8 protein-coding genes are annotated in these 12,038 nt (G+C 60.6%); 3 read left to right on the top strand and 5 right to left on the bottom strand.

What is annotated here, in order from left to right; translation table 11 throughout:
• Window positions 1-82: 82 nt before the first annotated feature.
• Complete coding sequence (gene ggt / locus ACYU70_RS11080) at window positions 83-1,837, bottom strand: gamma-glutamyltransferase (RefSeq protein WP_460615990.1); 1,755 nt, start codon at window positions 1,835-1,837, stop codon at window positions 83-85.
• Window positions 1,838-1,980: 143 nt separating this feature from the next.
• Between ggt and ACYU70_RS11075 the strand changes: the two genes are divergently transcribed.
• Window positions 1,981-4,029 carry an alpha amylase C-terminal domain-containing protein gene (locus ACYU70_RS11075; RefSeq protein ID WP_342296595.1) on the top strand — a complete coding sequence of 683 codons (2,049 nt, stop codon included), beginning with the start codon at window positions 1,981-1,983 and terminating at the stop codon, window positions 4,027-4,029.
• A gap of 77 nt (window positions 4,030-4,106) precedes the next feature.
• On the opposite strand, the gene ACYU70_RS11070 is transcribed toward ACYU70_RS11075, so the two are convergent.
• The 4 genes from ACYU70_RS11070 to ACYU70_RS11055 form a co-directional block, all read right to left on the bottom strand.
• Entirely contained in the window at window positions 4,107-4,595 is a 489-nt protein-coding gene (locus ACYU70_RS11070) for a hypothetical protein (protein WP_342296596.1), read from the bottom strand.
• A gap of 111 nt (window positions 4,596-4,706) precedes the next feature.
• Window positions 4,707-6,578: a glycoside hydrolase family 13 protein gene (locus tag ACYU70_RS11065; protein WP_342296597.1), complete on the bottom strand. Its 1,872-nt coding sequence runs from the start codon at window positions 6,576-6,578 to the stop codon at window positions 4,707-4,709.
• A gap of 180 nt (window positions 6,579-6,758) precedes the next feature.
• Window positions 6,759-7,229, bottom strand: coding sequence for a YdeI/OmpD-associated family protein (locus ACYU70_RS11060; RefSeq protein WP_342296599.1), 471 nt, complete (start codon window positions 7,227-7,229; stop codon window positions 6,759-6,761).
• 79 nt (window positions 7,230-7,308) lie between these two features.
• Complete coding sequence (locus ACYU70_RS11055) at window positions 7,309-7,965, bottom strand: glycosyltransferase family 4 protein (RefSeq protein WP_342296600.1); 657 nt, start codon at window positions 7,963-7,965, stop codon at window positions 7,309-7,311.
• Window positions 7,966-8,953: 988 nt separating this feature from the next.
• Between ACYU70_RS11055 and ACYU70_RS11050 the strand changes: the two genes are divergently transcribed.
• Window positions 8,954-11,416 carry a glycoside hydrolase family 31 protein gene (locus tag ACYU70_RS11050; protein ID WP_342296601.1) on the top strand — a complete coding sequence of 821 codons (2,463 nt, stop codon included), beginning with the start codon at window positions 8,954-8,956 and terminating at the stop codon, window positions 11,414-11,416.
• A gap of 11 nt (window positions 11,417-11,427) precedes the next feature.
• Window positions 11,428-12,000: a hypothetical protein gene (locus ACYU70_RS11045; RefSeq protein WP_342296602.1), complete on the top strand. Its 573-nt coding sequence runs from the start codon at window positions 11,428-11,430 to the stop codon at window positions 11,998-12,000.
• Window positions 12,001-12,038: the final 38 nt, after the last annotated feature.

Here is a 12,038-nt window from a genome sequence, read left to right as displayed (position 1 = left end):
TTTCGATTGGATTACTGCTGCGGTAGAGATGCTTCGACTGCGCTCAGCATGACGTTCTTTTTTCTGCTCTTATTCCTAACTTCTAATATCCCAGCGCCGTATCATCGCCGCGCGGGTCGGCGCCGCCTTCCAGGGTGCCTTCGGGCAGAATGTGGATGATGTCGAGCCGGCCCCAGGGCAGGCGCGGGTTGAGGTGGTAGCCCCGGGCGCGCAGCGTGTCCTGCGCGGCGGGGAGCAGCGCGCCGGCTTCTACGTCGACGATATCGGGCAGCCACTGGTGGTGCAGGCGCGGCGCGGTCACCACCTGTTGAGCGTTCAGGCCGTAATCGACAATGCCTAGGATGCTTTGCAATACGCTGGTAATGATGGTGCTGCCGCCGGGCGTGCCCGTCACCAGCGCCACTTTGCCGTTGCGGGTTAGGATGGTGGGCGTCATGCTGCTGAGCATACGCTTGCCGGGCGCGATGGCGTTGGCGGTGCCGCCCACCAGGCCGTAGGCATTCGGCACGCCGGCTTTGGCCGAGAAGTCGTCCATCTCATTATTCAGCAAAAAGCCCGCGCCGGGCACTACTACTTTGCTGCCATACGCCCCGTTGAGGGTGGTGGTGCAGCTCACGGCATTGCCGAGGGCATCGACGATGCTGTAGTGGGTGGTTTCGTCGCTCTCGTAGCCGGGCAGGCCGGTGCCAGCCGTTACGTCGGCGCTGGCCGTGGCGCGGCCCTTGGGGCGCATGGAGGCAGCCCGCTGGCGGTTGTAGTCCACATCGAGCAGCTTTTGCACGGGCACGAAGCCAAAATCCGGGTCGCCGAGGTAGGTGGCGCGGTCAGCGTACACGCGCCGCTCGGCCTCCGTGATGTAGTGCACGGCCAGGGGCGTGTGGTAGCCGGCCTGGGCCAGGTCGATGGGCTCCAGCATTTGCAGCATTTGGAGCAGGGCCACGCCGCCCGAGCTGGGCGGCGGCATGGTGATGACGTCGTAATCACGGTAGTGGCCGCGCAGGGGCTCGCGCCACTTGGCTTTGTAGGCGTCGAGGTCGGCCTGGCTCACGAGGCCGCCGCCGCGCTTCATCTCGCTGAGCAGCAGGCGGGCAGTTTCGCCCTTGTAGAAGCCGGCGCGGCCCTGGTCGCGCACGCGGGTGAGGGTGCGGGCCAGCTCGGGCAGGCGCAGGGTGTCGCCGGCCTGCCAGTCGCCGCCGCCGGGCCGTAGGTAGGCCGGCGGGTTGCCGGGGTTATACTTCTGAAAATCGGCGCGGGTGCGGTTGAGGCCGGCGGCCTCCTTGGCCGTGAGCGGGAAGCCGCGCGTGGCCAGCGCTACGGCGGGCTGCACCAGCGTGGCCCATGAGAGTTTGCCCAACTGCTTGTGCAAGGTCACCATGCCGGCTACGGTGCCGGGCGTGCCCACAGCCAGCGGGCCGGCGGTGCTCAGGTCGGGCACCACGTTGCCTTGCTTGTCGAGGTACATATCCCGCGTAGCGCCGGCCGGGGCGGTTTCGCGGAAATCGAGCGAGCCGGCCGAGCCGTTGCGGTCGCGGTAGAGTAGGAAACCGCCGCCCCCAATATTACCGGCTACTGGCAAAGCCACGGCCAGCGCAAACTGCACGGCCACGGCCGCGTCGTAGGCATTGCCGCCGCGCTGGAGAATCAGGGTGCCGATTTTAGAGGCCTCGGGGTGGGCCGATACCACCATGGCGTAGCGGGCCAGCCGGGGCGCGGCGGCCTTGGGCGGTGGCGTGCCCAGCGACCCTTCAAAAGCCCGCGAGGTGGACGTAACCGGCCGCTCGGCCGAGCAGGCCAGCAGCAGCGCCAGCGGAATGGTCAGTAGACGGTATTTCATCATTGGGCAAAATAACGCCATGTTTCAGCGGATTACTATTGCAGGGCCGAAATTGCCGGTTAGCTCGTATAAATTGCCGCCGAGCACCCGCCGCTGCCAAGCCGGCAGTGGCGGCGCGTTACATTTGGCCCAAACCTTCCCGCATCATGGCTGCATCGAAACCCACCGCCTCCGCCGCTCCCAAAGCCCGCCGCCCGGCCCCGCTCGCCCTCGTGAAAAACGATGCCTGGCTCGCGCCCTTCGAGCCGGTGCTGCGCCAGCGCCTAGCCCGCCTGCAGGCCCGCCTGGCCGAAATCGAACAATACCACGGCTCCCTGCTGAACTACGCTACCGCGCACCAGCACCTGGGCCTGAACCACGACGCCGGGCGCGGCGGCTGGGTGTACCGCGAATGGGCTCCGGGAGCTGATTATCTGTCACTAATTGGCGATTTCAACGGCTGGGACCGTGGGGCCAATCCGCTCCATAAGCTTGATTTCGGGGTGTGGGAAGTGTTTTTGCCCGATGCCGAATACGACCAGCGCCTCAGCCACGGCAGCCGCTTCAAGGTGCACGTGGCGGCCAACGGCCAAGGCAAGGACCGTCTGCCCGCCACCCTGCGCCGCGCCGTGCAGGACGAGCAGACCAAGGACTACGCCGGCCAAATCTGGCGGCCTGAAACGGAATTCCGCTGGACCGACCAGAAGTTCAAACCTGCTACCGCCGTTAAAGTGCCGCTCATCTACGAGGCCCATGTGGGCATGGCCACCGAGGAAAGCCGGGTGGGCACCTACCGTGAATTTGCCGAAAACATTCTGCCCCGCATCGAGGCCGACGGCTACAACACCGTGCAGCTAATGGCCGTGATGGAGCACCCGTATTACGGCTCTTTCGGCTACCACGTCGCCAATTTGTTTGCCGCCAGCTCCCGCTTTGGTACGCCCGAGGATTTGAAGTTTCTCATCGACGAAGCCCACCGGCGTGGTATTGCCGTGTTGCTCGACATCGTGCACTCGCACGCCGTGAAAAACGAGGCCGAGGGCCTGGCCGATTTCGACGGCTCCGGCAACCTCTACTTTCACAAAGGCGAGCGCGGCAACCACCCCGGCTGGGACAGCAAACTATTCGACTACGGCCGCCCCGAGGTGCAACAATTCCTGCTCTCGAACCTGCGCTATTGGCTCGAAGAATTCCACTTCGACGGCTTCCGCTTCGATGGTGTGACGAGCATGCTCTACCACCACCACGGCGAGGGCGTGGCCTTCATGGGCTACGACAACTACTTCGGTGAGGCCGCCGATGAGGACGCCATTCTGTATTTGCAGCTAGCAACCACGCTGGCCCACGAGTTCAAAAAGGGCAGCATCCTCGTTGCTGAAGACATGAGCGGTCTGCCTGGCCTATGTCGGCCCATCAAGGAAGGCGGCGTGGGCTTCGACTACCGCCTGGCCATGGGCATTCCCGACTATTGGATAAAACTCCTCAAGCACACGCCTGACGAAAACTGGCCCCTCGGTGACCTCTGGCATACGCTCAACAACCGGCGCGCAGGCGAAAAAACCATTGCCTACGCCGAAAGCCACGACCAGGCCCTAGTGGGCGACAAAACCCTGCTGCACTGGCTGATTGATGCCGGCATCTACACCCACATGCATGCCGCCGACCCCGACCCCAACGCGGCCCGGGGAGTGGCCCTGCACAAGCTCATCCGCCTGGTCACGCTGGCCACCGGCGGCGAGGGCTACCTCACCTTCATCGGCAACGAATTCGGCCACCCTGAGTGGGTCGATTTCCCCCGCGAGGGCAACGACTGGAGCTACCATTTCGCCCGCCGCCAGTGGAGCCTAGCCGACAACCCCGAGTTGAAATACCACCAGCTCGGCGAGTTCGACAAGGCCATGATTCACCTGGCCAAAGCCCGCCACCTGCTGGGGGCCGGCCCGGCGGTTTTATTGAAGCACGATGAGGAAAACAAAGTGCTGGTATTCGAGCGCGCTGGCTTGGTGTTCATCGTGAATTTTCACGTCGAAAAAAGCCTGACCGACTACCGCTTCTGGGTAACGGAGGAGGGCAAGTACCGCGTGGTGCTGTCGTCGGACAATAGCCGTTTCGGCGGTTTCGACCGGCCTGATGAGGCGTTTGAGTACGAGACGTATGAGCACCAGCTCAGCCTGTACGTGCCGAGCCGGGTGGCGCTGGTGCTTGCGCGGGGGTAAACATCTACAAGAGTTGCCGTGCTAGTTCTTAGGTTAAATAATAGCTGGCGCGGCAACCAGGAAATATCTTGCCAGAGCTAGATGCTGTCAAGCTTGCAAATCAAATTAGCTTGCAGGTATTTGGGATTAAATCGGACATTCCGGCCAGTGAGCGAGCTATTCAACTCAGTCTCCTGAACGACCTTACCGTTGACTAATATTTCAACTTTAAGATGCGTTGTTGGACGAGGGCGCGCGGTATTGTAAATATCAACCGTGCGAAAGCCTATTTCAGCAGCGACAAAATCTTTTTTCTCCCGAACTCCCATGTCATATGTGAAGCTGTAGTCGGGAGTCGTAATTGAATTATCAACCGGCGTCGACTCATAGGGATAACTCGACCGATAATCCATTTTGAATGAAGATTTTATATAGGCTCCCATGCCTGTCAGGTCGGTGCCGGTTACGCGCACCCGGGTGTGCGTGTCGCTTGGATTAGGGTCGGTAGTTGGATTAGGGTCAGCAGCTTTTTTTGAGCAGCCTAAAAGTGCGAGGGGGAGTAGAAAAACAGTTAACGTCTTTTTCATCAGTTTAATGGAAAGGAACACGTTGTAAAAATACAGTTTAGCGGATTGAGAAGCCGGGCGACTTGTTGCAATCACCCCGCTTTCTATTTACCTGGTGTTGTTGCTAATCAGCTACTTCAGCAGCTCCAGCACCACAGCGGTTTTGGCGGGTAAGGCCAAACTCGCAATGCTGTTCAGGCTCTCGCCCGTCATCACGTTGCGGGCTTTCGTGAGGCCATTCATGCGCTCCACGAAGCGGGCCGTGGGCAGCGTGGCCGGTTTGTCTGACGTATTCGAGGCCACCATCACCGTGCCACTGGCATCGTAGCGGAAGTACACGTAGAGGCCGTTTTCGGGCAGGTATTGCATCAGCTTACCGTCGTGCAGCACTTTGTGGTCGCGGCGGTAGGTGGCTAGTTTTTTTACGAAATCGAAGGCTTCGTTTTCGCGGGCGGTGCGGCCGGCGGGGGTGAATTTGTCCTCCTTGTCGCCGGGCCAGCCGCCGGGGAAATCCTTGCGCACCTCGGCATCGGTGGGGTCTTTGAAATTCTTCATCAGGATTTCGGTGCCGTAGTACATGCTCGGGATGCCGCGGGTGGTGAGCAGCCAAGTCAGGCCCATTTTATACTTGTCCAGGTCGTCGCCGATGACGGACAGGAACCGGTCGTGGTCGTGGTTGTCGAGGAAGGTGACGAGCTTGGTAGGGTCCTGATAAACTGCGTCCTGGGCCAGGGTCTGGTAGAAGCGCTGCACGCCGCCATCGTAGCTCACGGGCTGTTTCAGGGCATCGTTCATGGCACTTTCAAGCACGAAATCGAGGGTGCCGGGCTGGTTCGATTTGAACGGAAAACCGATGGTGTTTTTCGTGTAGTAAGACTGGTCCACCACGTTGTTCACCGACGACTCGCCGAAGATGTGAATGCGCGGGTATTCGGCCAGCAGCGCCGCGTTGCAGCGGTTCATAAACGGCTGGTCGTTGTACATATACGTATCGATGCGCCAGGCATCAACCCCAAAATTCTCCACGCTCCAAATGGCATTTTCAATCAAATAATTGGCCACGTAGGGGTTGCTCTGATTGAGGTCGGGCAGGAAGGGTACGAACCAGCCGTCGAGCGTGACTTTGCGGTCGGACGGCGCGCCGTGTGGGTCCGTGATGGACTGGTAGCGGTAGGTGGTGTTGGTGTAGGTGGGCCACTGGTGCAGCCAGCTTTTCATCGGCAAATCCTGCAAAAACCAGTGCGTGTTGCCGACGTGGTTGTACACGGCATCCTGCACCACCTTGAGGCCGGCGGCGTGGGCCTGCTGCACGTAGCTTTTGTAGGCCGCGTTGCCGCCCAGGCGGCGGTCCACGTTGTACTGGTCGGTGAAGCCGTAGCCGTGGTAGGAGGCGCGCATGGTGCCGCCCTCGTTGGTGAGCGGCTGGTTATTCTCCAGCACCGGGGTGAACCATACGGCCGTAACGCCCAGGTCTTTGAGGTATGGGATTCGCTGGGCGGCGCCTTGCAAATCGCCGCCGTGGCGGAAGAAAGGGTTGGCGCGGTCCATATTCGGGTCGCGCATATCGGCGAACTTGTCGTTGGTCGGGTCGCCGTTGGCAAAGCGGTCGGGCATGGCCAAGTAGATGAAGTCGGCAGCGGTCACGCCCTGGGCTTTGGGGGCGTTGTCGCGGGCGCGAATTTCCCAGGTTTGAATCACTGTCTGGCTGCCTTTTTTGCCGATAATTTGGACCCGGCCGGGCTTAGCGGTGGGGGCAATGGTCAGGTCGAGAAAGGCGTAGTTGGGGTTCTCGACGGTATTGGTTTTCACCAGTTTCACGCCGGGGTAATTGATGCTGTAGGCTAGCGTGCCCGCCCCGGGACCGTGGATGAGCACCTGCACGCTGGGGTTTTTCATGCCCACCCACCAGTTGGTCGGGTTCACGCGGTCGATGCTGGCGGTTTGGGCGTTGGATAGGGTTGGGAGCAGCAGGGCCAGGAAGGGCAGCAGGTAGCGTTTTTTCATGACGAGAGTTGGTGGGAAACTGACGGAATGGATTCTGAATAATGTTGATTATTAGAACGTCATGCTGAGCGCAGCCGAAGCATCTCTACCGCGCAACTAATTCTAATCATAAGGAATAGTGTTGCGGTAGAGATGCTTCGGCTGCGCTCAGCATGACGTTCTTTTCCTGAAAGTGGAAACCTACGGGCGCTTGCGCCCCTGGCCCAGCATCTCCATCGTCTCAGCTAGGCGGCGGGCGCGGGTGTCCGGCCGCTTGGCGCCTTCCAGCCAGCGCACGAACTCGCGCTGATGGGTGTAGGCCAGCTTGTCGAAGTAGGCGGCGGCTTTGGGGTTGGTGGCGAGCTGTCCGGCGAGGTCGTCAGGGGGCGTCATTTTGCGCACCGCCGTATCGTGCGACATGGTCACGCGCACCGAGTCGCCGATGGTTTTATCAATGGCTTTGCGGATTTGCTTGAGGATGAGCAGGGCGTGGTGGCCGTCGCCGAGGGGCACGGCGCTGCCCTGATAGGGGTAGCCGTCGAAGGTGACCTTGACCGGCAGCTGGCCGCGCTTGCCATATACTTCGGGCACTGAAAACGGAATCACGACGAACACACCGCCATCGCCATCACCGGCTTCCAATACGGCTTCAAATTCGTGTTCAGGCTGCATACGGGGCGGAGTTTTGGGGTTGAAAAAGGGCTTGTTGCAACAAAGTAAGCCATTTCGCAATGAAGCCGCCGGGGTGGGCTTAGCCCAACGCCACTTCGCCCAGCGCCTTTTGCATGGCGGTTTCATCGTCGGCCGCCACTACGCGCACTTTGCCGGCGGCGTCCTCATACAGGGCCAGCAGGCGGCGGCGCAGGGCTTCATCGGGTACCAGCACGAGGCGGGCGCGGCGCATGGCCATGCGCTCCATTTCGAGCTGGTAGCCGTGCTCGGCGGGGTTGGGCAGGTCGGTGGCGAGGCTGGCTAGATAGAGCACCAGCGGCCGGCCCGAGCTGTTGCGGATTTCAAGCGCGGCCAGCCACGCCGGCCAGTTGGGCGCGTAAATCACTCCAAAATCGGCGGCACGGCCCTGCACCAGCTGCGCCGCCTGCCGGGCATACTGAATCATGCGGAAGTTCAGGCCGTCGAGTCGGGGTGCGAGTATGGTGGGCGCGGCGGGTTCGGCCGTTTCAGAGGCGGGGGTGAATGCTGCGGCGGGTGCCACTTCAAGTACTTCAGCAACTGGCGCGTCGGGCACGAGGTCGTCTTCGGGCGCTGAAATATCGGCGGCTTCTCCAGCCCCGATTTCTTCCGTGGTTTCCTGGAAAGCGTCGGGGTGCTGCACGGCTGGCAGCTCCGGGTCGGGGTCGAAGCTCAGGTCGCCGGCTTGCGGGTTTTGCCGTGGACGGAGGGTGGGCATGGGCGTTGAGATGGCAACGGCGGGCGAAGCGGCTCCACTCAACGGCCTGAAACCATGTGCTGCTGCCGTTGTCGCAACGACATTCGCACCTTTCACTGCCACTAGCGGCCGGGGCGGGGCAGGTGGAGGCGGCGGGAAAAACCCACCCGAACCCGCGCCCAGATACGGCGCGGCTGGCGCTTGCCACTGGCCCGCCAGTGCGGGCGCATGAATACCCGTAGGCCACTGGCTATGGCCGACCGCCGGCTGTAGCGCAGGGAGCCGAGTCGCCAAAGGCTTCGTCGGAGCCGCCGAGGTAGGAGCCGTCGAAGCGGGAGACGCAGCCGGTGCTGGAGCATCAATAGATTCCAACTCAGCCAACCCGATAATGCGCGACTGCAAGGCCGGAACGGCCACTTTCTTTCCTGAAACTAACGAGGGTAGCAACTGCACGCCCGGCCCATCCACCGCTGTCACCAACGCATCTACAGTCGCTTCAGAAGCCGCTGCAACCGTTGCGAAATCATCCGTAACAGCAATTTTCGGAGTGGTAGCAGGCACAGTGGTAGCTTCTGATGCCATAGTTTTCGATGAACCAGCGGCTGCGCTTTCTCCCCTGTTTTCTCCGGCCGGCAGGTGTGGATAAACGGCCAGCACCGGATGCTGTGCGGCCAATTGATACACCAGCGGCAGGGTAGGGGGTAGGGCCGCGCCGCCGAGTACGGCCACGGTGGGGTCGGCATCGTCCCAGGCCAGCAGCAAGACGGAAAATTCGGGCAGAGTCATGGGCACAGCGGGGAAGGAAATTCAATCAGCCGAAGCCTGGGGGTGGCGTTTGGCCGTGAATTAACTCCCAATGCTACGGCAGCGGGGCCGCATTTGCCGAAAAAACTCGTTTGGCGGATTCAGAAAAAAGTAACTTGCGTACTTCACGCGCACTTCACCGGCCCGGCCGGTCTTTTTTTGCCCGGCTTTGCCGCAGCTTTTGCCTTCTGCTTAGAATTAGTTTATGGATACCACGATTCAGGAAAATAACTACATGGTGAACGACCTGGCGGCCAAGAGCCACCAGGAACATTATCCCGGCGAAATTATTCGGGCCGACGAGCTCGACGGCCACCGCTTCCTCTTCAATTGCCAGAACGGTGTGCGCCTGCTGCTGCACGTGCTCAGCGATAAAATCCTACGCTTCCGCTACCTAACGGACGGCCCGCTCTCCCCCGATTTCTCCTACGCCGTGCCGGCCGATGCCACCACGCGCATGGCCCCGGCCCTGGTCGAATTCCGCGAAAAGCCCGACCACTACCGCCTCACCACGGCCCGGCTCATCTGCATCATTCAGAAGGAAAACCTGAAGGCCCGCGTGCTCGACCGCTCCGGTACCATCCTGAGCGACGACGAGAAAGGCTTCCACTGGGAGTACGACTACGACACCGGCAACGACATCGTGAAGATGAGCAAGCAGGTGCCGCCCGGCGTGCATTACTACGGCCTCGGCGACAAGCCCGACAACATGAACCTGCGCGGCAAGCGCTTCACCAACTGGGGCTCCGATACCTACGGCTACGTGAAGGGCTCCGACCCGCTCTACAAGAACATTCCGTTCTACCACGTGCTGCATCAGAAAATTGCCCACGGCATTTTCTTCGACAACACCTTCAAGGCCAGCTTCGACTTTGCGGCCGAGCGGGCCGACGTGACCAGCTTCTGGGCCCAAGGCGGCGAGCTGAACTACTACTTCATCTACGGCCCCACGCTGATGGAGGTGACCGAGGAGTACACCCTGCTCACCTGCCCACCCGAGCTGCCGCCGCTCTGGACGCTGGGCTACCACCAGTGCAAGTGGAGCTACTTCCCGGAGGCCAACGTGAAGGAAATCACGAGCGGCCTGCGCGACCGCAAGATTCCCTGCGATGCCCTCTACCTCGACATCGACTACATGGAAGGCTACCGCTGCTTCACCTGGAGCAAGTCGCACTTCCCCGAGCCCAAGCGCATGGTGCAGGAGCTGGCCGCCGACGGCTTCAAAACCATCGTCATCATCGACCCTGGCATCAAGATTGACCCCGAGTATTCGGTCTATAAAGAGGGCGTGGCCAACGACTACTTCTGCCGCCGCGCCGATGGCCCGCTGATGAAGGGCTCCGTCTGGCCCGGCCTCTGCAACTTCCCCGATTTCACCGCGCCCCGCGTGCGCGAGTGGTGGGCCGGGCTGTTTCAGGAATTGATTCAGGACATTGGCGTGAAGGGTGTGTGGAACGACATGAACGAGCCGGCGGTGTTCGAGAAGGGCACCTTCCCGCCCGATGTGCGCTTCGAGTACGACGGCCACTGGGCCTCGCACCAGAAGGCCCACAACATCTACGGCATGCAGATGGCCCGCGCCACCAACGACGGCGTGAAGAAGTTCAGCTACCCCAACCGGCCCTTCACCATCACGCGCAGCACCTACAGCGGCGGCCAGCGCTACTCCTCGGGCTGGACCGGCGACAACATCGCCAGCTGGGAGCACCTCTGGCTGGCCAACATCCAGTGCCAGCGCCTGAGCATCTCGGGCTTCAGCTTCATCGGCTCCGACATCGGCGGTTTCGTAGATACGCCCACCGGCGAGCTATATGCGCGCTGGATTGCCCTCGGGGCCTTCCACCCGTTCTTCCGCACCCATAGCTCCGGCGACCACGGCGACCAGGAGCCCTGGAGCTTCGGCGATACCGTGACCGACCTGGCCCGCCACTTCATCGAGCTGCGCTACCGCCTGCTGCCCTATATGTACACCGCCTTCTGGCAGTACGCCACCAAGGGCACGCCCATGCTGCGCCCGCTCACCTTCCTCGACCAGAACGACACCGAAACCTACCTGCGCATGGCCGAATTCGGCCTCGGCGACCACCTGCTGGTATGCCCCATCACCCAGCCCGGCGCCGATGGCCGCTGGATGTACCTGCCCCGCGGCGACTGGTTCTACTACTGGACCGACACGCCCCAGGCCGGCGGCAGCGAAGTCTGGGCCGCCGCCGACCTCACCCGCATTCCGCTCTTCATCAAGGCCGGCGCGGTGGTGCCCATGCAGCCGGTGATGCAGTACGTGGGCGAAACCCCCGTCACCGAGCTCACCCTGCACGTGTACTACAAAAACGGCACCGCCGAAAGCGTCCTCTACGACGACGGCGGCGAAGGCTACGCCTACCTCGAAGGCCACAAAACCGTGCGCCGCTTCACCGTCACCGGCTCCGCCACCGACCTCGTCCTCACCCAGGCCATCGAAGGCGACTACGCGCCCAGCTACGCCACCTACCGCGTGGTGCTGCACGGTGTGGCCGGTGCCATCGCCGTCACCGCCGACGGCCAAGCTGCTAAAGTGACGGATGCCACGCTGGAAACGGGCCTCACCCTGCCCAGTCTCGTGGTGCCCGTCAGCTTCGGCGAGGTGCGCGTGAACGTGGTGGCGAGTGGGGCGGGGAAGGTAGTGTAAGCATTCGTTTTATGTTTCTTCTAACCCGAATACTTTGTGCTGCTTTTGTTATCGGATTTTTGGTTAGCTGTGGAATTGATAATTCGACAGAAACTAAAAAAATACCTTCTCAAAACCACGACTTAGGAGCAGTTACAATTCAGCTTCCCGACACTTGGAAAGAAGTTGCTTATGACAGCTTGAGAATTAAGCGTAAGAATGCCAACCCGCGACATCTCTTCATGAATTTCAATTCTCAAGACAGTGTCCGAGAAAGTATGGTCATTATGATTGATGATTTTAATCGGGCTGTTCGACCAGAGGAATCGGGTAAGCAGTTCATTAAAAGCTTAATTGATTCTTCCGGCGAAATGCAGGTAATTTCCTCTAAGGATACCGTAATGCACAACGGGGATTTATCGATTAAAGAAGTTACATGTCGTAGTTCGGAAGTCAATCTGGATTTGATTCAGACGTATGCGATATATAAAAGAGGGAATATGCGCGTTGCGTTATTTGCTTCAGCTTTGAATCATTCAGGACTGAGGAATCAAAAAAATAGGACTCTGTTTCGACAGACCATTAATTCAATTAAATGGAAATAATCCTTGGATAGCGCGCAATTTCCAAGTAATTATAAAAC

It is taken from the genome of Hymenobacter segetis (genome assembly GCF_054776495.1).
The sequence above is the reverse complement of the archived record's forward strand: the minus strand, read 5'-3'. Positions and strand labels throughout refer to the sequence as shown.